This window comes from Caldimonas manganoxidans ATCC BAA-369, from assembly GCF_000381125.1.
GTDB classification, from domain to species: Bacteria; Pseudomonadota; Gammaproteobacteria; order Burkholderiales; family Burkholderiaceae_C; genus Caldimonas; species Caldimonas manganoxidans.
In genome coordinates, this window is record NZ_KB905936.1 from 44,508 (window position 1) to 68,403 (window position 23,896).

Genomic DNA, 23,896 nt, shown 5'->3' on the forward strand with positions numbered 1-23,896 from the left:
TCCTGTGCTGCGTCAACCCTTGAGGGCGTCGAGTTCGTCCACGTTGATGGTCGAGCGGTTGCGGAACAACACGACCAGAATGGCCAAACCAATGGCCGACTCGGCCGCAGCCACGGTCAGGATGAAGAAGACGAACACCTGGCCGGCCAGGTCGCCCAAATAATGCGAAAAAGCCACGAAGTTCAGGTTGACGGCCAACAGCATCAGCTCGATGGCCATCAGCAGAACGATCAAATTGCGCCGGTTCATGAAGATGCCGATGACCGACATCGCGAACAGAATGCCCCCGAGCGTCAGGTAATGTCCCAGCGTGATGCTCATGCCTTGCCTCCAGTGGTGGGCTGTTCACCGCCTGGGGCGGTTGCCGCAGCCGGCTTGTCGACGACCGGATCGATGCGCAGCACGCGCAGGCGCTGTGCTTTGGTCACGCGGATCTGGTCGGCCGGGTTCACATAGCGAGAATCCTTGCGCCGGCGCAGCGTCAGGGCAATCGCCGCGACGATGGCCACCAGCAAAAGCACGGCGGCCACTTGCAACGGATAGAGATAGTGCGTGTACATCTCGATGCCCAGCAGCTTGGTGTTGCCCATCTGCAGCTGCTCGGGGCTGAGCTGCGGTGGGCTGGCTGGCGTAAAGCCCGTCATCAGCACCAAAGCCATCTCCAAGGCAATCAACACCCCCACCAGACCCGCAATTGGAAAGTGCTTCCAGAAGTTCTGCCGCAAAGCATCGACGTTGACATCGAGCATCATCACGACGAACAGGAACAGCACCATCACCGCACCGACGTAGACCAGCACCAAGGCGATGGCGAGGAACTCGGCCTGCAGCAGCATCCACACGCCGGCAGCGTTGAAAAACGCCAGCACGAGGTACAGCGCGGCATGCACCGTGCTTCGCGCCGTGATGACGCGAAATGACGCGAACAGCAACACTGCTGAGAACACGTAGAAAAGCGCGCTTAGGGTATCCATATCTTTGTTCTCGGTTGGCCAGTGGCCCGGCGTGCCTCGGCACTGGCAGGGCCCGAAGGGCCGGAATCACCGGTACTTCGCGTCCGCCTCCTTGTTGGCCGCGATTTCTTTTTCGTAACGGTCGCCCACGGCCAACAACATGTCTTTGGTGAAGTAGAGGTCACCGCGCTTTTCGCCGTGATACTCGAAGATGTGCGTCTCGACGATGGAATCGACCGGGCAGCTCTCTTCACAGAAGCCGCAGAAGATGCACTTGGTCAAATCGATGTCGTAGCGGGTCGTGCGGCGCGAACCGTCCTCACGCACCTCGGACTCGATGGTGATGGCCATGGCTGGGCACACCGCCTCACACAGCTTGCAAGCGATGCAGCGCTCCTCACCGTTCTCATAGCGGCGCAAGGCATGCAAGCCCCGGAAGCGGGGTGACAAGGGGGTTTTTTCCTCCGGAAACTGCACGGTGATGTGCGGCGAGAGGAAATGCCGCCCCGTCAGGGCCAGGCCCTTGATCAGCTCCGTGAGCATGAAGCTGTTGATGAACCCCTTGAGGGAAGCTACAGCAGACATCGTGGGACCTCGTCAGACTTCCGGTTCAGTGCCAGATGTTCCAGGGCGATTGGATCCACAGACCCACCACCACCAGCCACACCAAGGTCACGGGGATGAACACCTTCCAGCCCAGGCGCATGATCTGGTCGTAGCGGAACCGGGGGAACGTGGCGCGCACCCACAGGAAAATGGTGACCAGCACGAAGGTCTTCAGCCCCAACCAGATCCAACCCGGGATCCAGTTGAACAGCGCACTGTCCAGTGGCGGCAGCCAGCCGCCAAAGAACATCAGTGCCGCCAGGGCCGACACCAGGATCATGTTGGCGTACTCGGCCAGGAAGAACATCGCGAAGGACATGCCGGAGTACTCGATCATGTGTCCGGCGACGATTTCCGATTCACCTTCGACCACGTCGAAAGGGTGGCGATTGGTCTCTGCCAATCCGGAAATGAAGTAGACGACACAGATGGGCAGCAGCGGCAGCCAGTTCCACGACAAAAAGTTGAGCCCCAAATCGGCGAAATAGCCCTTGTCCTGGCTGAGCACGATGTCGGTGATGTTCAGGCTGCCGGCCACCATGAGGACCACGACGAAGGCAAAGCCCATGGCGATCTCGTACGACACCATCTGCGCCGACGCGCGCATGGCGCCCAAGAACGCATACTTCGAATTGGAAGCCCAACCCGCGATGATGATGCCGTAGACCTCCAGCGATGTGATCGCCATCAAGAACAGCAGGCCGGCGTTGATGTTGGCCAGCGCCACCTCCGGACCAAAGGGAATCACCGCCCAAGCCGCCAAGGCGGGCATGATGGTCATCACCGGCGCCAGGTAATACAAACCCTTGTTGGCCGCCGTGGGTGTGATGATCTCCTTGAAGATCAGCTTGACCGCATCGGCAATGGGCTGCAACAAGCCAGCGGGTCCGACCCGGTTGGGTCCAGGGCGCACCTGGGTCCAGCCGATGGCCTTGCGCTCCCACAAGGTGAGGTAGGCCACGCAAATCATCAGTGGCACCACCAAGGCCACGATCTTGATCAGGGTCCAGACCACGGGCCACGCACCACCGAGCTGGGCCTGGCCGTATTGAGAGAGGGTCTCAAGCATTTGCAGCGTCCTCGATCACGCCTTGCTCAGTTCAACGGCCGCAAACATCGGCCCCAGTTCGGCGGTGTGGGCATGCCCCGCAGCCACGCGCACGACATTGGCCGCCAAGCTCGCATCACAACGCACCGGCAAGGTGGCCACACCACCACCGACTTGCACACGCACGCGATCGCCGTCCTGCAACCCCAAACGCTCCCAGGTGGCAAGTCCGACGCTCACCACCGGGCCTTGCGCATCGCGCGTGCGCTGCAGCGCGGGCGCGCGTCGCACCAGCATGTCGCTGCTGTAAATGGGTACGTCGGCGATGCGCTCCAGGCCGGCCGAGCCCGCCGTCGGACGCACCGTCACCTGCACCTCGTTGTTCAGCCGCGCAGACAGCGTCGTCACGTCACCCAAAGCCAGGGCCCGCACTTCTTCGGCGGTCTCGAAGGCAAAACCAGGCAGCTCGAGCATCGTGCCCAGCACCCGCAGCACCTTCCACGCCGGGCGAGTCTCGCCCAAGGGCTTGACCACACCATAGAAACTTTGCGCACGACCTTCAGTGTTGACGAAGGTGCCGGCCGTCTCGGTAAAGGGGGCGATGGGCAACATCACGTCCGCATGCGCCGATGCGGCCGACTTGAACGGGGTGAGCGCCACGACCATGTCGGCGGCTTGCAAAGCCCGCGTCGCACGCAACGGATCGGCCACATCGAGCGAGGGCTCGACGTGCAGCAGCACGTAAGCCTTGAGCGGCTGCGCGAACATGCCTGCCACATCCAGCCCGCCCGGCCCAGGCAGGGCCCCTACGAGCTGCGCACCCACGCTATTGGCCGCCTCGCCCAACACGCCGCAGGTCGCACCCGTGTGGGCAGCGATCCAGTGGGCCAGCGCGAGCAACTCCGAGGCCTGCGGATGCTGCACCGCGGCGTTACCCAATAGCACGGCCTTGCGTTGTCCTGAGAGCAGGGAGCGGCCAATCGCGACGGCCTCCTCATCGACTGCGACTTGCACCGGGGCTTCCACGCCCCGCTCGGCCGCGATCGCTGCAGCCACCGACGCCAGGGCCTGCACCCAGGCCGAAGGCGCTGCCGTCAGGCTGGAGGCCATGGGCATCAGCCAGTCATCGCGCAGCGCATGCAGGCTGTGGATGCGCGCCCCACGCCGCGCCGCCTGACGCAAGCGCTGCGCCAACAGGGGATGATCTTTGCGCAGGAACGACCCGACGATCAGCGCGGCCTCCAACTGTGACAGCGAGGCGATGGAGCACCCCAACCAACGCGCTTGGCCGGCAGGCGGCGCCGTGAAGTCGGCATGCCGCAATCGATGGTCGACGTTCTGGCTGCCCAGGCCTCGCATCAACTGCCCCAGCAGGTACAGCTCCTCGGCGGTGGCATGGGGACTGCCCAAGGCGCCGATGGCTTGCGCACCATGCTGCTGGCGGATCTGCTTGAGACCGTTGGCCACATACTCGAGTGCGGTCTGCCAATCGACCTCGCGCCATTGGCCGCCTTGCTTGATCATCGGAACTGTCAGGCGGTCTTCGACGTTCAAAGCCTCGTAGGAGAAGCGGTCACGGTCGGCGATCCAGCATTCGTTGACCTCCTCGTTTTCGAGGGGCACGACACGCATGACCTTGTTGTTCTTGACCTGCACGATCAGGTTCGCCCCGGTGGAGTCGTGCGGACTGACGCTCTTACGGCGCGACAGCTCCCAGGTGCGCGCCTTGTAACGGAAGGGCTTGCTCGTCAGCGCTCCGACCGGGCAGATGTCGATCATGTTGCCCGACAACTCGGAATCGACCGTCTGTCCCACGAAAGTGGTGATCTCGGAATGCTCGCCGCGATGCAGCATGCCCAGCTCCATGACGCCGGCGATCTCTTGACCGAAGCGCACGCAGCGGGTGCAGTGAATGCAGCGGCTCATTTCCTCCATCGAGATCAGCGGGCCGACCTCCTTGTGGAAGACCACACGCTTTTCCTCCTGGTAGCGGGAGGACGAGCCGCCGTAGCCCACGGCCAGGTCTTGAAGCTGGCATTCGCCGCCCTGATCGCAAATCGGGCAGTCCAGCGGATGGTTGATGAGCAAGAACTCCATCACCGCCTGCTGGGCCTTGATCGCCTTGTCGCTCTTGGTACGCACGACCATGCCCTGCGTCACCGGCGTGGCACAGGCGGGCATGGGCTTGGGCGCCTTCTCGACATCGACCAGGCACATGCGGCAGTTGGCCGCGATCGACAACTTCTTGTGGTAGCAGAAGTGCGGGATGTAGGTACCGGCCTTCTCGGCCGCATGCATCACCATGCTGCCTTCGGGCACCTCGACCTTGCGGCCGTCCAGTTCGATTTCAACCATATGCTGCAAGCCTCAAACGTAGGCCGGAACCTGGCAGGTCTTGTGTTCGATGTGGTGGGCGAACTCGTCACGGAAATGCTTGATCATGGCCCGCACGGGCATCGCCGCCGCATCGCCCAAGGCGCAAATGGTGCGGCCCTGGATGTTGTCGGCCACCGAGTTCAGCAATTCGAGGTCTTCGGGGCGGCCCTTGCCATGCTCGATGCGGTGGACCATGCGCCACAACCAACCCGTGCCCTCGCGGCACGGCGTGCACTGTCCGCAGGACTCGTGCATGTAGAAGTACGACAGTCGCAGCAGCGACTTGACCATGCAGCGCGTCTCGTCCATCACGATGACCGCCCCCGATCCCAGCATCGAGCCGGCCTTGGCGATGGAGTCATAGTCCATCGTGCACTCCATCATGATGGATGCAGGCAGCACCGGCGCCGAGGAGCCGCCCGGAATCACGGCCTTGAGCCGGCGCCCCTGACGCACCCCGCCGGCCAGTTCCAACAAGGTGGCAAACGGCGTGCCCATCGGGATCTCGTAGTTGCCCGGACGCTCGACATCCCCCACCACCGAGAAGATCTTGGTGCCACCATTGTTGGGCTTGCCCACCTGAAGGTAGGCATCGCCCCCGTGGCGAATGATCCAGGGCACCGCCGCGAAGGTCTCGGTGTTGTTGATCGTGGTGGGCTTGCCGTACAAACCGTAGCTCGCCGGGAATGGCGGCTTGAACCGCGGCTGACCCTTCTTGCCTTCCAGGGATTCCAGCAACGCGGTCTCTTCCCCGCAGATGTAGGCCCCAAACCCATGGTGGGCATGCAGCTGGAACGAGAAACCGCTGCCCAAGATGTTGTCGCCCAGATAGCCGGCCGCACGCGCTTCTTCGATCGCTTCCTCGAAACGCTCGTAGACCTCGAAAATCTCGCCGTGGATGTAGTTGTAGCCGACGCTGATGCCCATCGCATAGGCGGCAATGGCCATGCCTTCGATCACGATGTGCGGGTTGTAGCGCAGGATGTCACGATCCTTGCAGGTGCCCGGCTCGCCTTCGTCGGAGTTGCACACGAGGTACTTTTGCCCAGGGAACTGGCGGGGCATGAAGCTCCACTTGAGCCCCGTGGGGAAGCCTGCGCCGCCACGGCCGCGCAAGGCCGAGGCCTTCACTTCGGCAATCACCTGGTCCGGCGTCATGCCTGCCCCACCGTCCACGCCCAGCACCTTGCGCAGCGCTTGGTAGCCGCCACGAGCCTCGTAATCCTTCAGGCGCCAGTTGCGGCCGTCCAATCCGGCATAGATCTGCGGCTGGATGTGGCGACCGTGGAAACAGGTCTCAAGGCCGGTGGCCTGGAACTTGGACAGGTCGAGGGCCATCACTTCACCCCTTGCTTGGCGGCCGACTCCAGCTCGGCCAGCAGCGCATCGAGTCGCTCGTTGCTCATGAAACTGCACATCTGGCGATCATTGACCAGCATCACCGGCGCATCGGCGCACGCTCCGAGGCACTCGCATTCCTGCAGGGTGATCCGCCCATCGGGCGTGGTGCCTCCGATCTCGATGCCCAGACGTTGGGCCAAATACTCGGCAGCGGCCAGCCCGCCGCGCAACTGACACGGCAGGTTGGTGCAGACGTTGAGCTTGAACTTGCCCACCGGCTGCTGGTTGTACATGTTGTAGAAGGTGGTGACCTCACGCACCGCCACCGGGGGCATGCCGAGGTACTGGGCCACGCCCAACTCAGCCTCGGCCGACACCCAACCTTGCTCCTGCTGCACGATGGCCAGACACGCCATCACGGCCGACTGCTTCTGATCGGGCGGGTACTTCGCCACCTCGCGGGCAAAACGCTCCAGCGTGGCCGGCGCGAACTGCATCGGCTGGACCTGCTTGGCTTGGGCGCTCATCGGTCAATCTCTCCGAACACGATGTCCATGGTGCCGATCACGGCCACGGCATCGGCAATCATGTGCCCCCTGGACATTTCATCCATCGCGGCCAGGTGGGCAAATCCCGGGGCACGGATCTTCAGGCGATAGGGCTTGTTGGCACCATCGCTGATGATGTAGATGCCGAACTCACCCTTGGGATGCTCGACGGCGGCATAGGCTTCGCCCTCGGGCACATGGAATCCCTCGGTGAAGAGCTTGAAGTGATGGATCAGCTCTTCCATGCTGGACTTCATCTGCACACGCGACGGCGGTGCCACCTTGTGGTTGTCGGTGATGACCGGCCCCGGGTTTTTGCGCAGCCACTCCACGCATTGCTGGATGATGCGATTGGACTGCCGCATCTCCTCCACGCGCACCAGGTAGCGGTCGTAGCAGTCACCATTGGTGCCCACCGGCACGTCGAACTCCATGCGGTCGTACACGTCATAGGGCTGCATCTTGCGCAGATCCCAAGCGACGCCCGAGCCGCGCAGCATCGGACCGGTGAAGCCGAGGTTGAGCGCACGCTCCGGGCTGACCACGCCGATGCCCACCGTGCGCTGCTTCCAAATCCGGTTGTCCGTCAGCAGCGTCTCGTATTCGTCCACATGCTTCGGGAAGCGGCGGGTGAAGTCCTCGATGAAGTCCAGCAGCGAGCCTTGCCGGTTCTCGTTGAGCTTGGCCACCGCCTTGGCGCTGCGAATCTTGGAAGGTTTGTACTGCGGCATGCGGTCGGGCAGGTCGCGGTAGACCCCGCCAGGGCGGAAATAGGCCGCGTGCATGCGCGCCCCCGAGACCGCCTCGTACATGTCGAAAAGATCTTCCCGCTCACGGAAGCAGTAGATGAGCATGTTCATCGCACCGCAGTCCAGCCCATGAGCGCCCAGCCACAACAAGTGGTTCAGCAGCCGGGTGATCTCGGCAAACATGACGCGGATGTATTGCGCACGCTCGGGCACCTGGATGCCCAACAGCTTCTCGATGGCCAGACAGTAAGCATGCTCATTGCACATCATGGACACGTAATCGAGACGGTCCATGTAGGGCAAGGACTGGATGTAGGTCTTGCTCTCGGCCAGTTTCTCGGTGGCTCGATGCAGCAGCCCAATATGGGGATCGGCGCGCTGAATGACCTCTCCGTCGAGTTCCAGCACCAGGCGCAACACGCCGTGGGCGGCAGGGTGCTGTGGGCCAAAGTTGAGCGTGTAGTTCTTGATGTCAGCCATGGTTGCCTCGGGCTCAGTGCAAGCCGCCGTAGCGCTCTTCGCGGATCACGCGCGGCGTGATTTCGCGCGGCTCGATCGTCACCGGCTGGTAGATGACGCGCCGCTGCTCGGGGTCGTAGCGCATCTCGACATGGCCCGTGGTGGGGAAATCTTTCCGGAACGGATGCCCGATGAAGCCGTAATCGGTCAGGATGCGGCGCAAGTCCAGATGCCCTTCGAAGACGATGCCAAACAAATCGAAGGCCTCGCGCTCGTACCAGTTGGCCGAATTCCAGATTTCGTTGACCGAAGCCACCATGGGCAAGTCGTCATCGGGGCAGAAGGTGCGCACACGCAAGCGCCAGTTGTGCGTGATCGACAACAGGTGGCACACCACCGCGAAGCGCGGCCCGTCATGACGGCCGTCGCCATAGGTGCTGTAGTCCACGCCACACAAGTCGATGAGCTGCTCGAAGCGCAAAGCCTCGTCGTCGCGCAGGATGCGGCATACACCGAGGTAGTCGGCGGCAGCCACCTCGACAGTGAGCTCGCCGCGCTCACGCCGCAGCGAACGGATCTGACCGCCCAGACGGGCCTCGAGCGCGCTTTGCAAAGTGTCGAGTCGGGTCATGGGCGTCTCTTCAACGGGCAATGGTGTTTTCGCGGCGGATCTTGGACTGCAGCTGCAAGATGCCATAGAGCAAGGCCTCGGCCGTGGGCGGACAGCCCGGCACATAGACATCGACCGGCACGATGCGGTCGCAACCGCGCACGACCGAGTAGCTGTAGTGGTAATAACCACCCCCGTTGGCACACGAACCCATGCTGATCACCCAGCGCGGCTCGGCCATCTGGTCATAGACCTTGCGCAGCGCCGGCGCCATCTTGTTGCACAAGGTACCCGCTACGATCATCAGGTCGGACTGGCGCGGGCTGGGGCGAAACAACATGCCGAATCGGTCGATGTCATAGCGCGACGCACCGGCGTGCATCATCTCCACCGCACAACAAGCCAACCCAAAGGTCATGGGCCACAACGAGCCGGTCTTGGACCAGTTGACCAGCTTGTCCACCGTCGTGGTGATGAAACCTTCCTTGAGAACGCCTTCGATACTCATGACTGCACTCCTTGGTCATTCCCAATCCAGGGCGCCCTTCTTCCACTCGTACACAAAGCCCACCACGAGAATGGACAGGAAAACCATCATGGCCCAGAAGCCCGCCGGCCCGATCTCGTGCAAGGCCACGGCCCAGGGGAAGAGGAAGGCGATTTCGAGGTCGAAGAGAATGAACAGAATGGCCACGAGGTAGTAGCGCACATCGAACTTCATGCGCGCGTCTTCGAAAGCCTCGAAGCCACACTCGTACGGGGAATTCTTCTCGGGATCGGGCCTTCGCGGCCCGAGGAGCAACCCAAGCAGCTGCGGCGCCACGCCCACCGCGACGCCGACCAGAATGAACAAAAGGACGGGGAGATACTGGTCGAGGATCATAGGCGTTGCGTCGCTTGGCTCATCGTTTCGTGGGTCCTGGCTGCGCCATGTCTGCGTCGTCCGGCCTTGCCGCAAGCGGCAAAAATAAGGCGCGCTGTCCTCAGCGGTCAACCGCTGCTTCAGCACGCCCGATTTCCCTGCACCCGCCTCAATGGACCGGCCTCAGGGTCGGCGAAGCACCGGATGAGGACTCCGCCGAAGATGCATTTCAATGGTGCCGACGGCGAGACTCGAACTCGCACAGCTTTCGCCACTACCCCCTCAAGATAGCGTGTCTACCAATTCCACCACGTCGGCCCGGAACACTTTCGCAGGCCAAGCCTGCGACATGCACCAATCGTTGGGTTGGGTCCCGTAAGCGGCCGCAAAATCTGAGGGGCGCCGCTTACTGCACAGACATAAATTCTAACCCGAAATGCAGGGTTTTCTCCAAGCGTCCTGAGCGATTTTTAAGACCGCTTTCCGGGTTTGCCGCCACGTCATCGGCGCATCGACCCCAACCCGCGGCGCTCTGGCTGCAGGCCCACTGGCAGGCTCCCCTCCCGGAGGTCCCCCCTGCTTCGGCCTCACTGCCCCGAGGCTGGAATCTGCGCGGCTCCAGCCGCCGAAGCCGGCTGCCCAGCCGCAGGGGCCGACGCGGCCTCGGGCGCCGCCGGAATTTGTGCGGCCGCCGGGTTGGCGGGCTGGTCGAGCACACTGGCACCGGGTGCAGCCGCCCCCCGGATCTCGGGCGTGGAGAGATAGGCCAAGGCCAGCGTGCAGGCAAAGAAGACCGTGGCACACACCGCGGTGGTCCGCGACAAGAAGTTGGCGCTGCCGCTGGCTCCGAACAAGCTGCCCGAGGCTCCGCTGCCGAATGAGGCCCCCATGTCAGCCCCCTTGCCGTGTTGGATCAGCACCAACCCGATCATGGCCAGCGCAGCCAGCAACTGCACCACGAGGATCAGGGTCATCATGAACTGCATCAGTGTTCTCCGGTGATTCAGGAGCCGCTCGCCTCATTGGGCCGCGCGGCAGATGGCGATGAAGTCGGCGGCCTTCAGCGAGGCGCCACCGATGAGCCCGCCGTCGATGTCGGGCTGCTGGAACAAGGCAGCGGCATTGTCGGGTTTGACGCTGCCCCCGTAGAGAATGCGCATGCTCTGGGCATGCGGCGTGGCCGCCGCGAGCTGCGCACGCAACACGGCGTGCACGGCCTGCGCCTGCTCAGGGGTGGCGGTCTGGCCGGTACCGATGGCCCACACGGGCTCGTAAGCCACCACGATTTGCGGTGTGCAAGAACCCAAGGCGTGAATCACGGCCGACAGCTGACGCTTGACGACCGACTCGGTCTGCCCGGCCTGGCGCTCGGCCAAAGTCTCGCCCACGCACACCACCGGGATCAGGCCCTTGGCAAGGGCCATCTTCGCCTTGTCGGCCACGAGTGCGTCGGTCTCGCCATGCAGGCTGCGACGCTCGGAATGGCCGACGATCACGTAGCGGCAGCCCAGGTCGGCGAGCATGGCCGCGGACACTTCGCCGGTGTAGGCGCCCTGCTCGTGGGCCGAGCAATCCTGCGCACCCAAGGCGATGCGGCTGCCCTGCAAGGCCAGCACACAAGCCGCCAGATAGGGATATGGGGGGCACACCGCCGTATCGCATCCGAAAGGCTCGGCCGCACGCAAGCCGGCCAGCAGCTCGGCGTTGGAGGCCAGGCTGCCGTGCATCTTCCAGTTGCCGATGACGAGTTTGCGTCGCATGGACGAAGCACTCCGCGCAAAAAGCTGCGAATTTTAAGGGGACGCGGGGTCCGCAGGGCGCCACTGCAGAATCAGCTTGCCAATGTGCTGATTGGACTCCATCAGTGCGTGCGCCTGGGCCGCCTCCTGCGGCTCGAAGCATCGAAAGACGACCGGCACGATGCGTCGCGAGGCGAGCAAAGGCCACACCTGCTGGCGCAGTTCACGCGCGATCTGGGCTTTGAAGGCCACAGAGCGAGGACGCAGTGTCGAGCCCGTCACCGTCAGGCGCCGACGCATCAACGCCCCCAGGTCGAGCTCGGCCTTGGACCCCCGCTGCAAGGCAATGATGACCAGGCGGCCGTCGTCGGCCAGGCAGCTGATTTCGCGCGGCAGGTAGTCACCGGCCACCATGTCGAGGATGACATCGGCGCCACGCCCGCCGGTCAGCTCACGGGTACGCTCGGCGAAGTCCTCGCGACGGTAGTTGATCGCGTGGTCGGCCCCGAGCCGGCAGCAAGCCTCGCATTTCTCGTCGGAGCCTGCCGTGGCGATGACGGTCGCACCGAAGGCCTTGGCCAGCTGGATGGCCGTCACGCCGATGCCACTGCTGCCCCCCTGCACGAGCAGCGTCTCGCCTGCCTGGAGGCGGCCGCGCTGAAAGACGTTGGACCACACGGTGAAGAAGGTCTCGGGCAGGCCTGCGGCCTCGACATCGGACCACCCCGGCGGCACCGGCAAGCATTGAGCCACTGGCGCCACGCACAGCTGCGCATAGCCGCCGCCCTGAACCAAGGCGCAGACCCGATCGCCCAGCCGAAAGCCGGCTTCGGCCAACGCCTGTGCATCTCCGGCCACGATCTGGCCAGCCACCTCGAGCCCCGGGATGTCCGAAGCCCCCGGCGGCACGGGATAGAGGCCCTTGCGCTGCAAGACATCGGGCCGGTTGACCCCCGAGGCGCTGACACGAATCAGCACCTCACCAGGCCCCGGCACTGGATCGGGGCGCTCGGTCAGGCGCAACACCTCGGGTGCGCCGTATTCAACGATCTCGACCGCTTTCATGAGGTCTCGTCCCGTGGCCTGCTCTGGCTCACTGTTGCTGCTGCTGTTGTTGCTGCTGCTCCTGAGCGTCACGTTCGGCCGCGGGCGCCCGTTCGGTCAAGGCCTTCATCGACAGCTTCACGCGCCCCTTGTCGTCGGTTTCGAGCACTTTGACACGCACGATCTGGCCCTCTTGCAGGTAGTCGCTGACCTTGTTGACACGCTCGTGAGCGATCTGGCTGATGTGCAGCAAGCCGTCTTTGCCAGGCAGCAAATTGACCAGGGCACCGAATTCCAGCAACTTGGTGACGGGGCCTTCGTAGATCTTGCCGACTTCGACTTCGGCAGTGATCTCCTCGATGCGGCGTCGGGCCTCCTCGGCGCGCGCGCCATCGGTGGAGGCAATGGTGATCGTGCCGTCTTCGGCGATGTCGATCTGGGTGCCGGTTTCCTCGGTCAGGGCGCGGATCGTGGCCCCTCCCTTGCCGATCACGTCGCGGATCTTCTCCGGATTGATCTTCATGGTGTACAGACGCGGAGCGAACTGCGACACCTCGGCCTTGGCGCCACCGACGGCCTCAACCATCTTGCTGAGGATGTGCATGCGCGCCTCCTTGGCCTGGGCCAGCGCGACTTGCATGATCTCTTTGGTGATGCCCTGGATCTTGATGTCCATCTGCAAGGCCGTGACGCCTTCGGTCGTGCCGGCGACCTTGAAGTCCATGTCGCCGAGGTGGTCCTCGTCGCCCAGGATGTCGGTGAGCACCGCAAAGCGGTTGCCCTCTTTGATCAGGCCCATGGCAATGCCGGCCACATGGGCCTTCAGGGGAACACCGGCATCCATCAGCGCCAAGCAGCCACCACACACGGAGGCCATGGAGGACGAGCCATTGGACTCGGTGATCTCGGAGACCACGCGCATCGAGTAGGCAAATTCGTCTTTGGAGGGCAGCACGGCCACCAACGCCCGCTTGGCCAGACGGCCGTGGCCGATCTCGCGACGCTTGGGGCTGCCCACACGGCCGGTTTCCCCGGTGGCAAACGGTGGCATGTTGTAATGCAGCATGAACCGGTCGGTGAACTCACCGGTCAGCGCATCGATCTTTTGCGCATCGCGATCGGTACCGAGGGTGGCCACGACCAGGGCCTGGGTTTCGCCGCGGGTGAACAGGGCCGAGCCATGGGTGCGCGGCAGCACGCCGGTGCGGATCTCGATCGGGCGCACGGTGCGCGTGTCGCGACCGTCGATGCGCGGCTCTCCGGCCAGGATCTGGCTGCGCACGATGCGCGCCTCGATGTCGAAGAGCAGCCCATCGACTTTGACCTCGTCGAATTCGAGGCCTTCGGTGCTGAGCGCCTCCTTGACGGCGGCATAGGCTTCACGGCAAGCCTGGGTGCGGGCCTGCTTGGAGCGAATTTGGTAGGCCGCGCGCAGTTTGTCTTCGGCCAGGGCAGTGACCTTGGCGATGAAAGCCTCGTCTTTGGGGGGCGGCTGCCAGTCCCATTCAGGCTTGCCCCCCTCACGCACGAGCTCATGGATCGCTTCGATCGCCACCTTGCCCTGCTCGTGGCCGAAGACGACGGCGCCAAGCATGACATCTTCGGGCAACTGGTCGGCCTCGGACTCGACCATCAAGACGGCCGCCTCGGTGCCGGCCACCACCAGGTCCAAACGGGACTGCGCCAGCTGGGTCTTGCCCGGATTGAGCACATACTCACCGTTGATATATCCCACGCGCGCCGCACCGATCGGACCGTTGAAGGGGATGCCCGAAACGGCCAACGCCGCGCTGGTGGCAATCATCGCAGGAATGTCCGGCTCGACCTCGGGATTGAGCGAGAGCACGTGCACGACGACCTGCACCTCGTTGAAGAAGCCCTCGGGAAAGAGCGGACGAATGGGTCGGTCGATCAGGCGAGAGGTCAGGGTTTCGTACTCGCTGGGCCGGCCCTCCCGCTTGAAAAAGCTGCCCGGGATCTTGCCAGCAGCATAGGTCTTTTCGATGTAATCGACGGTCAGGGGGAAGAAGTCCTGGCCAGGCTTGGCATTCTTGGCCGCCACCACGGTGGCCAGCACGACGGTGTCGTCCATGTTGACCAGCACCGCACCGGTGGCCTGACGAGCGATTTCGCCCGTCTCCATCGTGACGGTGTGCTGCCCCCATTGGAAGGTCTTGGTGACTTTGTTGAACATGCTCATGGATATCTCCGGTGATCGACGCGCATGTGGCCGCGCGCCAAGCCTGGAGCCTCGTCACCGGAGCGGAGTGCCATTCCAGGGCGCCTGCCCCGCAGGCGCCTTGGAATGACACAGCAACTCCATTGCAGTGGCGCGGACTCCGACAAAAAAACAAAGAGCCTGTGCTGGGGACGCCAGACAGGCTCTCGGTCATCCTCGGGCGCTTACTTGCGCAGACCCAGTTTCTGGATCAACGCCGTGTAGCGCTCGGCATCCTTGTTCTTCAGATAGGCCAGCAGACGCTTGCGGCGGTTGACCATCTTCAGCAAACCACGGCGACCGTGATGGTCCTTCTTGTGGAGCTGGAAATGCGGGGTGAGTTCATTGATGCGGGCGGTCAGCAAAGCCACCTGCACCTCGGGAGACCCGGTGTCGGCAGCGCCGCGGGCATGGGCCTTGATGATCTCGGCCTTGTTCAGATCTGCGATCGACATATCGTTCCTTGGAATCGACCGCCTCCGCCGGCACGCGAAAAGCGGGCTGCCGGAAGGGACGGTTTCGTGTTCACTTGCGGTCGCGGGCGAAACCTCCCCGCGCCGTGCCTCGTCCTGCAGTTTCGAGCTGCAAAACTTGCGCATTGTACACGATGGCTCGGTGCCGGGCTCAGGGTCGGCGCATCTGGCACTGATGAGGCGGCTCGGTGCTTGCGGCGCTCAGATGGCGCACGGTGGCAAATCCGTAGCCCGAGCCCTCGTTGTCGAAGCGCACGCCTGGGCCGCCGGCCTTTTGCATCAGGCTGACGTACAAGGGCTGGATGAACTGGTGATCGGCAGCACGCATGTAGCCCTGATGGACCCCGCCGAGGGCCGCCCCATCGAAGCGCGCGCCCTCCAAAGCCCGGGCCACGGCCAAGGGATCGGTCGTGCCCGCGCGCTCGACGGCAGCCACCAGCATCTCGACCATGGCCTGCATGCGCATGTGCAGGTAGTCGTCAGCGGCTCGGGGAAAGCGTTCGCGAAACGAAGCATAAAAGCGGTCAGAGGCCGCGCCGCCCGCATTCGGATGCCATTCAGCCACCGCCAGGACACGGCCCACGCCGGCCTCGCCGATGGCCGCCGGGACCCCCAGGGCATTGCCGTAGAAGGTGTAGAACTTGGCCTGCAGGCCCACCTCGCGCGCCGCCTTGATCATCAGCGTCAAGTCGTTGCCCCAGTTGCCGGTCACCACGGCCTGCGCGCCCGAAGCCTTGATCTTGGCCACGTAGGGCAGGAAATCCTTGATGCGGCCCATCGGGTGCAATTCTTCGCCGACGATGTTCAGGTCGGGCCGGCGCTTGGCCAGCATCTCACGGCTTTTGCGCACGACATGCTGCCCGAAGCTGTAGTCCTGGCCGATGAGGTAGACGCTGTGGACCGAACGGTCTTCGGCGAGCACGTCCATCAGCGCGGCCAGGCGCATGTCGGCATGGGCATCGAAACGAAAGTGCCAGAAACTGCAGCGCTCATTGGTCAGGCTGGGCTCGACGGCGGCATAGTTCAAGAACAGCACGCGGCGCTGAGGGTCGCGCTCATTGTGCTTGTCGATGGCATCGATCAGTGCGGCCGCCGTGGCCGAGCTGTTGCCCTGCGCCACGAAGGCAATGCGCTGGTCGATCGCCGAGCGCAGCATCGACAGGGCTTCTTCGGTTTGGCCCTTGCTGTCCAGGCGCACGATCTGCAGCGGCCGCGCGCCCTCGGGCAGTTGGACGCCGCCGCGGGCATTGATCCGCTCGGCCGCCCAGGCAAGATTGCGAAACACGGCCTCCCCGGCATTGGCGAAGGGGCCCGACAAGCCTTCGATGAGCGCCAGACGCACCGGCTCGGGCCTGGGCTGAGCCGCCGCAGGCCAGCTGCCGCACCACGTGGCCGCCAACACGGCAAGCATAGACTTCAAGACACGGTTTTTCATGGGCCGCAGGCGTGGACATCGATCGAGACAGGAACCGGGCCCGGATTGTGCCAGCACGCCGGGCCGCGCCGACGATGGCTGGCTCAGGCGCTGGCCAAGTCCCAGCGGGGGGCCACGTCGAAGGCGTAGTCGCGCCGGGCACGCTCGGGCTCACGTTGCAGACGCATGGCAGCGGCCAAGGCAATCATGGCGCCATTGTCCGTGCACAAGTGCAGCTCAGGATAGTGCACCCGCCAGCCGCGGCGCTGCGCCTGGGCGTTCAGCCGCTCGCGCAGCCGCCGGTTGGCCCCAACCCCACCGGCCACGACCAGACGTCGCAGCCCGGTTTGTCGCAAGGCCGCCAGCGACTTGTGCACCAACACATCCACGATGGCGGCCTGCGTCGAAGCCGCCAGGTTCGCCCGGTCGGGATCGCTCATGGACGGCCCGAGTTTGCGCACCTGGGTCCACACGGCGGTCTTCAAACCGGCAAAGGAAAAGTCGAGGTTGCCGCTGTGCAGCAGCGGGCGCGGCAGCTCGAAGACATCCGGATCGCCAAACTCCGCCAGCCGCGCCAGCGCCGGACCGCCGGGGTATCCCAGCCCCAGCAACTTGGCCGACTTGTCGAAGGCTTCGCCGGCCGCATCATCGATGGTCTCCCCCAGCAGGGCGTAGCAGCCCACATCATCCACCCGCATCAACTGGGTGTGGCCGCCAGACACCAACAGGGCGACGAAGGGAAACTCCGGCGGATCGGCCGACAGGAAGGGCGAGAGCAAGTGCCCCTCGAGGTGATGCACCCCGACCACCGGCCGATCCAGTGCCATCCCCAGTGCGCACGCCAACCCGGCGCCCACCAGCAAGGCGCCAGCCAAGCCCGGACCGCGCGTGTAAGCGATGGTGTCGATGTCGTCCAGGCGGCAGCCAGCCTCGGCCAGCACTTGCCGCGTCAGTGGCAGCACGCGCCGGATATGGTCTCGCGAAGCCAGCTCGGGCACCACGCCGCCGTAGGCTTGGTGCATGTCGATCTGGCTGTGCAGCGCATGGGCCAGCAAGCGGGGCGCCACCCGGCCCGCCTCGGCGCGCACCAAGGCCACGCCAGTTTCGTCACAGGAAGACTCGATGCCAAGAACCAACATCCGGCCAGTGTAGCGCCCTAGGGTCGGCCCGGATGGCAAGAGCCTTGCGCGCGACGCTGTTACAAATTCGCCGAAACCGTTTGCGCTTTGTCACAACTTGGACCTAGGGAATGCACCACACTGCGTCGAAATCACTTTCAGAAAAACGCACGGGCGGTTAGTCTTGTCACCCGTTTGCGCGAAGTAGGGAAACGGCGTTCGACCGTTGCAAAGTCGTTTGGGAACATGAAGGAATACAAGCTCTCGGGCTGGCCCGAATTGCCCCCGGCCTACCAGCGCACCGCCTATCAGCGGATGCTGCACCAAATGTCCCAGGGTTTCGTCCCGTTGAGTTTGCTGGTACGCGCCAGTGGGTTGGGCCGCGACGCGGTTCAGCATTTCCTTGCACAGCTCGACACCCGCGGCGTGCTGGTGGAGCGCACCCAGCCGCGTCCTCCTTTGGGCGCGGGCATGGCTTCGCGGTCACTCGCCTGGCTGCGCCGCGCGCTGCGCGTTTGAGTGCATAGCCTTGGCGTGGCCCGATATTTGCATGCTCGACGGGCATGAGCCCGTCTGCTGCACTACGCATTCTCATCGTTGCACCAGAAACGCTCAGCCCGGACCCTGACGATGCCCTCGCGGGCTGGCATGCCGAGCGCTCGCGCCGCCTGCGCATCGGTTTGCTGGAGGCCGGCTGCAACATCGTGGCCGTGCTGCCGGCCGATGCCTATCTGCCCGAGCGGGTGGCCCAGATCCAACCGGACATGATCATCGTCGATGCCGAGAGCGAGGCACGCGACACGCTGGAACACGTGGTCATGGCCACGCGCGATGCGCGCCGGCCTATCGTGCTGTTCACCGACGATGAAGACACCTCCCATGTGCGCGACGCCATCGCCGCGGGCGTCAGCGCCTATGTCGTGGCCGGGCTTGCACCGGAGCGGGTCAAGCCAGTGCTGGAAGTGGCGATGGCCCGCTTTCATCACGAGGAAGGTTTGCGGCGAGAACTGGCCGACGCACGCAACCAGTTGCATGAGCGCAAGCAGGTCGATCGGGCCAAGGGCATCTTGATGGAGCGCCTGGGCTGCACGGAAGCCCAGGCCTATGCACGACTGCGCAAGATGTCGATGGACAAAGGCTTGCGGCTGGCCGAGTTGGCCCAGCGGCTGATCGACGCCCACGACTTGCTGGCTTGAGGGTGTTCGGGGTCGGGCCCCTGCCCGCCCCATCGTGCGCGATCATTGTGCGCCGCACCATCCCTCAAGGCCTGCCGTCTGCGGCACGTGCACCGTGCCAGGGCAGGAATGCCGGCCGGTTCACCGCCTCCCCGAGGCCACCGCTGGCACGGTTCATGCATAGCCTCCTGTGCCCGGGTCAATGGCGACCCGCGGTCGTGGCCCGGCGGCATCGAGGAGGATGCACCGGCCCCTAGGACGAAGGCGTCCCCACCGGTCTGTCATCAGACCGCGTGAGGACGCCTTTTCTGTTTGGTGCTTCGATGAAATCAAGGACGCGACGCATGAAAGCCCACGATCTGCTCAAGGCCCGCCTGAGCCGCCGGACCCTGCTCAAAACCACGGCCGCCGCCGGCGCCACTGGCATGGTGCCCGGACTGCAAACGGCCGTATGGGCCCAAGGCTCAGACAAGCCCGAGAAAGAGGAGGTGAGAATCGGCTTCATCCCGCTGACCGATTGCGCCTCGGTGGTGATGGCCTCGGTGCTGGGATTCGACAAGAAGTACGGCATCAAGATCATCCCCAGCAAAGAAGCCTCTTGGGCGGGCGTGCGGGACAAGCTGGTCAACGGTGAACTCGACATGGCGCATGTGCTGTACGGCCTGGTCTACGGTGTGCACTTGGGGATTGCCGGGCCCAAAAAAGACATGGCCGTGCTGATGACCATCAACAACAACGGTCAGGGGCTGACCTTGTCGAAAAAGCTGGCCGACGAAGGCGTCACCCACGTCGCGCAATTGGCCGACCTGATGCGGCGCAAGACACGTGAATACACCTTTGCGCAAACCTTCCCCACCGGCACGCACGCGATGTGGCTGTATTACTGGCTGGCCAGCGCAGGCATTCATCCCTTCAAAGACGCCAAGGTGATCACCGTACCGCCGCCGCAAATGGTGGCCAACATGCGTGTTGGCAACATGGATGGCTTTTGCGTGGGCGAGCCTTGGAACCATCGCGCCATCATGGACGGCATTGGCTTTTCGGCCGCCACCACGCAAGACATCTGGAAAGATCATCCGGAAAAGGTCTTGGGCACGACGGCCGACTTCGTCAAGCAATATCCCAACACGGCCCGCGCCGTGGTGATGGCCATGCTGGAGGCCAGCCGCTGGATCGACGCCGGTTTGCAAAACAAGCTCAAGATGGCCGAGGTCGTGGCGCAGAAGGCTTATATCAACACCAGCGTGGATGTGATCAATCAGCGCATCCTGGGGCGCTATCAAAACGGCCTGGGCAAGACCTGGGACGACCCCAACTACATGAAGTTCTTCAACGACGGAGCGGTGAACTTCCCCTACTTGAGCGATGGCATGTGGTTCCTGACCCAGCACAAGCGCTGGGGGCTGCTCAAGGAACATCCGAACTATTTGGAAGTGGCCAAACAGATCAACCGCATCGATCTGTACAAGCAAGCGGCATCGGCCCTGAACGTGAGCATCCCCAAAGACGTGATGCGCACCAGCAAGTTGATCGATGGGGTGGTGTGGGATGGCAAAAACCCAGCCGCCTATGCCGATGGTTTCAAGATCAAAGTGTGAACGCGCAGCCTCAGGAGCCCCATCATGGTCAGTGCAGTGTTCCATTCCTCGGTAGGTCAGGCCCCCACAGCCCAGACTCAAGCCGCCCAGACTCAAGCCGCACCGAGTCGAACCCAAACGGCGGATCGCCTCCCCTCGACGGCCCGTGGCCCAGGCCCCAGGATCGATGTGCGCGCCGCCGCCGCGGCATGGCTGGCCCCGATGCTGGGCATGGCCTTGTTGATCGGCCTGTGGGCTTTGGCCACCACCGGGGGCTCGGGCTTTCCGACGCCAGCACAGACGTGGCAAGCGGCGGTGGCCTTGTTTTCCGACCCGTTTTATCACCACGGCCCCAATGACCAAGGCATCGGCTGGAACGTGTTGAACTCGCTGGCCCGGGTGGGCGTGGGCTTCGGCCTGGCCGCCGCAGTGGGCATTCCTTTGGGGTTCCTCATCGGCCGCTTCGCCTTCGTCCACCGAATGGTCTCTCCCGTCATCAGCCTGCTGCGCCCGGTCTCGCCGCTGGCGTGGCTGCCCATTGGGTTGTTGGTGTTCAAGGCCGCGCACCCGGCGGCGATCTGGACGATCTTCATCTGCTCGATCTGGCCGATGATCATCAACACCGCCGTGGGCGTGCAGCGGGTGCCGCAAGACTATCTGAACGTCGCCCGCGTGCTCAATCTGTCCGAATGGAAGGTGATCACGAAGATCTTGTTGCCTTCGGTCTTGCCCTATCTCCTGACCGGCGTGCGTCTGTCCGTGGGCACGGCATGGTTGGTGATCGTGGCCGCGGAAATGCTCACCGGAGGCGTGGGCATCGGCTTTTGGATATGGGATGAGTGGAACAACCTCAATGTGCAGCACATCCTGGTGGCGATTTTCGTGATCGGCATCGTGGGCTTGGTGCTGGAGCACACCCTCGTCACCGTGGCCAAACGCTTCAGCTACACCGACTAATCAAGGTTCGATCATGTCTACCCATTTCATTCAAGTCCAGGCCGCCGAGATGGTGTTTCAGACCCGCCAGGGGCCATTCCATGCGCTGCGCGACATCCATCTGACCGTTCAGCGCGGGGAGTTCGTCAGTCTCATCGGGCACTCCGGCTGCGGTAAATCCACGCTGCTGAACCTGATTGCCGGACTGCTCAAGCCCACGGCCGGGGTGCTGCTGTGCGACAACCGAGAAATCCGTGAGCCCGGCCCGGAACGCGCCGTGGTGTTCCAAAATCACTCGCTGCTTCCTTGGCTGACTTGCTTTGACAATGTCTATCTCGCGGTGGACCGTGTGTTCGCAGCCAAGGAGTCCAAAGCCCAGCTCAAGGCGCGCACCCAGGCGGCGCTGGAGCTCGTGGGCATGGGCCATGCCGCCACCAAGCGGCCGCACGAGATATCCGGGGGCATGAAGCAGCGCGTAGGCATTGCCCGGGCCCTGGCGATGGAGCCCAAGGTGCTGCTGATGGATGAACCATTCGGGGCGCTGGACGCCCTCACCCGGGCTCACTTGCAAGACGAGTTGCTCAAGATCGTGGCGCGCACCCACAGCACCGTGGTGATGGTGACCCACGACGTGGACGAGGCCGTGTTGTTGTCCGACCGCATCGTGATGATGACCAACGGGCCGGCGGCCACCATTGGTGACATCGTGCGGGTGGACCTGCCGCGTCCTCGCGACCGTGTCTCACTGGCCGAGGACGCGCGCTACATGGCGTGCCGCAAGGCGGTGCTGGACTTTCTCTACACCCGGCATGGACGAAAAGAAAAGCTGGCCGCCTGACTCAGCGCGCCGGCGTCGGCCGGGGGCCCGCCACGTCTTGTCGGCGCCCGGCCCACCACCACAGCACGGCGCCAGCGACCACCATCGGCACACACAGCCACTGGCCCATGCTGAGGTTGAGCGCCAGCAGTCCGAGGAAGCTGTCGGGCTCGCGGAAATACTCGGCCAGGAAGCGCAGCACCCCGTATCCCACCAAGAAGGCCCCCGAGACCTGCCCCATGGCACGCGGCTTGCGGGCATACCACCACAGCACCACGAACAGCAACAATCCCTCCAACGCAAACTGATACAAGGGCGAAGGATGGCGGGGTATCGCGGTGCCCGACTGCGGAAACACCATGGCCCAGGGCAAGGACGGGTCGGCCTCACGCCCCCAGAGTTCACCATTGATGAAATTGCCCAAGCGACCCGAAGCCAAGCCGGTGGGCACGCAAGGCGCAATCAGGTCGGTCACTTCGAGAAAGGGACGCTGGCGCTGCCAAGCAAACAAGGCCACGGCCAACAAGACCCCAAGCAGTCCACCATGAAAGGACATGCCGCCCTTCCACACGGCAATGATCTCCAGCGGGTGGACCATGTAGTAGCCGGGCTTGTAGAAGAAGACGTAACCCAGACGGCCCCCGATGATCACACCGAGCACCCCATAGAACAGCAAGTCCTCGACATCCCGGCGCGTCCAGCCGGCGTCTGCATAGGGCGAACGGCCGACCCGGATCGAAGCCAACCAGAGGAACAGACCGAAAGCCACGAGATAGGTCAGGCCATACCAATGGATGGCCACCGGCCCGATGTGCAGGGCCACGGGGTCGAACTGGGGATGCACGAGCATCAGAGCTTTTCCTTCTCGAACGATGGCACTGAAGCCATCACATGATCGACGAAGCGGCTCACGACCGGGGGCTGCGGAAGCCGCCACACCAAGCTGGTCTCGCAGGCCAGGCCCGCATCTTCGACGGTGCGGTAGACGACCCCGGGACGCTGCAGCCGCGTGACCGTCTCAGGCACCCAAGCCACACCGATGCCCGCAGAAACCAAGTTCACGATCGTCTGCATTTGAATGGCTTCCTGGGCGATACGCGGAGCACGCTGCCGGTCGCGATAGAACGCGAGCATCGCATCATATAGCGACGGGCTGATGGCGCGTGGGAAGATCACCAGCGGCTCGTCCAACACCTGCGCTGCCTTCAAGCTCGGATGAGCCGTCAGTCGATGGTCGCCCGGCAGGGCCAGCACCAGCGGCTCGCCCTGCACCCGCACGGCGCCAAATCCTGCCAGTCGTTCACCCGGAGCATGCAGCACGAAGCCGGCATCGATCTCGCCAGCCTCGAAGGCTGCCAACTGCACATCGAGGGTGGCCTCACGCAACGCCAACTCCACGCCGGGATGGGACTCGCGAAACGTCTTGAGCCAGCCCGGCAGCGGGCCGTAGCCGATGGTGGAGACGAAACCCAGGCGCAGCCGCCCAAGCGTGCCGGCCGCAGCAGCGCGCGCCATGGGCCCGAGCTGCTCGGCCTGTGCCAGCAGGCGGCGCGCTTCGGGCAACAGGGCGTGCCCGGCAGGACTCAGCAGCACCGAACGCCGCGTGCGATGGAACAAGGGCGCGCCCAACAGCGACTCGAGTTGACGAATGCCCATCGTCAACGGTGGCTGGGTCATGTGCAAGCGCGCGGCGGCGCGGCCGAAGTGCAGCTCCTCGGCCACGGCCACGAATTGACGGAGGTGACGCAACTCCAGCATTGATATTTAGAACGAATCAAAATGGTTTGAAAGATATATTGGAATCGATTTTGATAGCGCTGCATACTGTGCGGC

General features: G+C 63.8%; 25 protein-coding genes and 1 tRNA gene. 5 read left to right on the plus strand and 21 right to left on the minus strand.

All coding sequences use genetic code 11. From position 1 onward, the window contains the following. Positions 1–12: 12 nt before the first annotated feature. From nuoK to tsaD, 19 genes are all read right to left on the minus strand, one after another. A complete protein-coding gene (nuoK, locus tag F615_RS0106495) occupies positions 13–321 on the minus strand; it encodes an NADH-quinone oxidoreductase subunit NuoK (RefSeq protein WP_019560364.1) in 309 nt (102 codons plus the stop codon). After that, entirely contained in the window at positions 318–974 is a 657-nt protein-coding gene (locus F615_RS0106500) for an NADH-quinone oxidoreductase subunit J (protein ID WP_026330093.1), read from the minus strand. Before F615_RS0106500 ends, nuoK begins: the two co-directional genes overlap by 4 nt. Positions 975–1,040: 66 nt before the next feature. Then, positions 1,041–1,538, minus strand: coding sequence for an NADH-quinone oxidoreductase subunit NuoI (gene nuoI, locus F615_RS0106505; RefSeq protein ID WP_019560366.1), 498 nt, complete (start codon positions 1,536–1,538; stop codon positions 1,041–1,043). Between the two features lie 25 nt (positions 1,539–1,563). Next, on the minus strand, positions 1,564–2,628 hold the full coding sequence (gene nuoH / locus F615_RS0106510; RefSeq protein ID WP_019560367.1) for an NADH-quinone oxidoreductase subunit NuoH: 1,065 nt from the start codon (positions 2,626–2,628) through the stop codon (positions 1,564–1,566). 15 nt (positions 2,629–2,643) lie between these two features. Continuing rightward, positions 2,644–4,962 (minus strand): NADH-quinone oxidoreductase subunit NuoG, encoded by a 2,319-nt coding sequence (gene nuoG, locus F615_RS0106515; RefSeq protein ID WP_019560368.1) that lies wholly within the window; start codon positions 4,960–4,962, stop codon positions 2,644–2,646. A gap of 12 nt (positions 4,963–4,974) precedes the next feature. Next, positions 4,975–6,321, minus strand: a complete 1,347-nt coding sequence (gene nuoF, locus F615_RS0106520) for an NADH-quinone oxidoreductase subunit NuoF (RefSeq protein ID WP_019560369.1) — start codon at positions 6,319–6,321, stop codon at positions 4,975–4,977. Next, on the minus strand, positions 6,321–6,851 hold the full coding sequence (nuoE, locus tag F615_RS0106525) for an NADH-quinone oxidoreductase subunit NuoE (protein ID WP_019560370.1): 531 nt from the start codon (positions 6,849–6,851) through the stop codon (positions 6,321–6,323). Before nuoE ends, nuoF begins: the two co-directional genes overlap by 1 nt. After that, complete coding sequence (locus F615_RS0106530) at positions 6,848–8,101, minus strand: NADH-quinone oxidoreductase subunit D (protein ID WP_019560371.1); 1,254 nt, start codon at positions 8,099–8,101, stop codon at positions 6,848–6,850. The genes nuoE and F615_RS0106530 overlap by 4 nt, the downstream gene beginning before the upstream one ends. A 13-nt stretch (positions 8,102–8,114) precedes the next feature. Further along, positions 8,115–8,711 carry an NADH-quinone oxidoreductase subunit C gene (locus F615_RS0106535; RefSeq protein WP_019560372.1) on the minus strand — a complete coding sequence of 199 codons (597 nt, stop codon included), beginning with the start codon at positions 8,709–8,711 and terminating at the stop codon, positions 8,115–8,117. 10 nt (positions 8,712–8,721) lie between these two features. After that, positions 8,722–9,198 (minus strand): NuoB/complex I 20 kDa subunit family protein, encoded by a 477-nt coding sequence (locus F615_RS0106540; protein ID WP_019560373.1) that lies wholly within the window; start codon positions 9,196–9,198, stop codon positions 8,722–8,724. A 15-nt stretch (positions 9,199–9,213) separates the two neighbouring features. Then, positions 9,214–9,573: an NADH-quinone oxidoreductase subunit A gene (locus F615_RS0106545; protein ID WP_019560374.1), complete on the minus strand. Its 360-nt coding sequence runs from the start codon at positions 9,571–9,573 to the stop codon at positions 9,214–9,216. A 212-nt stretch (positions 9,574–9,785) separates the two neighbouring features. Beyond that, positions 9,786–9,870: transfer RNA gene (locus F615_RS0106550), tRNA-Leu, on the minus strand. A 269-nt stretch (positions 9,871–10,139) separates the two neighbouring features. Continuing rightward, positions 10,140–10,538, minus strand: a complete 399-nt coding sequence (gene secG / locus F615_RS0106555) for a preprotein translocase subunit SecG (RefSeq protein ID WP_019560375.1) — start codon at positions 10,536–10,538, stop codon at positions 10,140–10,142. A 33-nt stretch (positions 10,539–10,571) separates the two neighbouring features. Beyond that, positions 10,572–11,312, minus strand: a complete 741-nt coding sequence (gene tpiA / locus F615_RS0106560) for a triose-phosphate isomerase (protein ID WP_019560376.1) — start codon at positions 11,310–11,312, stop codon at positions 10,572–10,574. Between the two features lie 33 nt (positions 11,313–11,345). Further along, on the minus strand, positions 11,346–12,356 hold the full coding sequence (locus F615_RS0106565) for an NAD(P)H-quinone oxidoreductase (protein WP_019560377.1): 1,011 nt from the start codon (positions 12,354–12,356) through the stop codon (positions 11,346–11,348). A gap of 28 nt (positions 12,357–12,384) precedes the next feature. Beyond that, positions 12,385–14,535, minus strand: coding sequence for a polyribonucleotide nucleotidyltransferase (pnp, locus tag F615_RS0106570; protein WP_019560378.1), 2,151 nt, complete (start codon positions 14,533–14,535; stop codon positions 12,385–12,387). A gap of 203 nt (positions 14,536–14,738) precedes the next feature. Continuing rightward, complete coding sequence (gene rpsO, locus F615_RS0106575) at positions 14,739–15,008, minus strand: 30S ribosomal protein S15 (RefSeq protein WP_019560379.1); 270 nt, start codon at positions 15,006–15,008, stop codon at positions 14,739–14,741. Between the two features lie 169 nt (positions 15,009–15,177). Next, positions 15,178–16,437: a branched-chain amino acid ABC transporter substrate-binding protein gene (locus tag F615_RS0106580; protein WP_019560380.1), complete on the minus strand. Its 1,260-nt coding sequence runs from the start codon at positions 16,435–16,437 to the stop codon at positions 15,178–15,180. A 107-nt stretch (positions 16,438–16,544) separates the two neighbouring features. Then, complete coding sequence (gene tsaD / locus F615_RS0106585; RefSeq protein WP_019560381.1) at positions 16,545–17,579, minus strand: tRNA (adenosine(37)-N6)-threonylcarbamoyltransferase complex transferase subunit TsaD; 1,035 nt, start codon at positions 17,577–17,579, stop codon at positions 16,545–16,547. A gap of 225 nt (positions 17,580–17,804) precedes the next feature. Between tsaD and F615_RS0106590 the strand changes: the two genes are divergently transcribed. The 5 genes from F615_RS0106590 (at position 17,805) to F615_RS0106610 (ending at position 22,084) form a co-directional block, all read left to right on the plus strand. Further along, positions 17,805–18,077 (plus strand): hypothetical protein, encoded by a 273-nt coding sequence (locus F615_RS0106590; RefSeq protein ID WP_019560382.1) that lies wholly within the window; start codon positions 17,805–17,807, stop codon positions 18,075–18,077. Between the two features lie 44 nt (positions 18,078–18,121). Further along, complete coding sequence (locus tag F615_RS0106595; protein ID WP_019560383.1) at positions 18,122–18,754, plus strand: ANTAR domain-containing response regulator; 633 nt, start codon at positions 18,122–18,124, stop codon at positions 18,752–18,754. A 323-nt stretch (positions 18,755–19,077) separates the two neighbouring features. After that, positions 19,078–20,331 (plus strand): CmpA/NrtA family ABC transporter substrate-binding protein, encoded by a 1,254-nt coding sequence (locus F615_RS0106600; protein ID WP_019560384.1) that lies wholly within the window; start codon positions 19,078–19,080, stop codon positions 20,329–20,331. A gap of 24 nt (positions 20,332–20,355) precedes the next feature. Further along, the gene (ntrB, locus tag F615_RS0106605; RefSeq protein ID WP_026330094.1) at positions 20,356–21,267 is read left to right on the plus strand and encodes a nitrate ABC transporter permease; all 912 of its coding nucleotides are present in this window, start codon (positions 20,356–20,358) and stop codon (positions 21,265–21,267) included. Positions 21,268–21,280: 13 nt separating this feature from the next. After that, complete coding sequence (locus tag F615_RS0106610; protein WP_026330095.1) at positions 21,281–22,084, plus strand: ABC transporter ATP-binding protein; 804 nt, start codon at positions 21,281–21,283, stop codon at positions 22,082–22,084. A gap of 1 nt (position 22,085) precedes the next feature. Here the strand turns inward: F615_RS0106610 and lgt are convergent, their stop codons facing one another. Beyond that, complete coding sequence (gene lgt / locus F615_RS0106615) at positions 22,086–22,913, minus strand: prolipoprotein diacylglyceryl transferase (RefSeq protein ID WP_019560387.1); 828 nt, start codon at positions 22,911–22,913, stop codon at positions 22,086–22,088. Then, positions 22,913–23,821: a LysR family transcriptional regulator gene (locus F615_RS0106620; protein ID WP_019560388.1), complete on the minus strand. Its 909-nt coding sequence runs from the start codon at positions 23,819–23,821 to the stop codon at positions 22,913–22,915. Before F615_RS0106620 ends, lgt begins: the two co-directional genes overlap by 1 nt. Positions 23,822–23,896 lie beyond the last annotated feature (75 nt).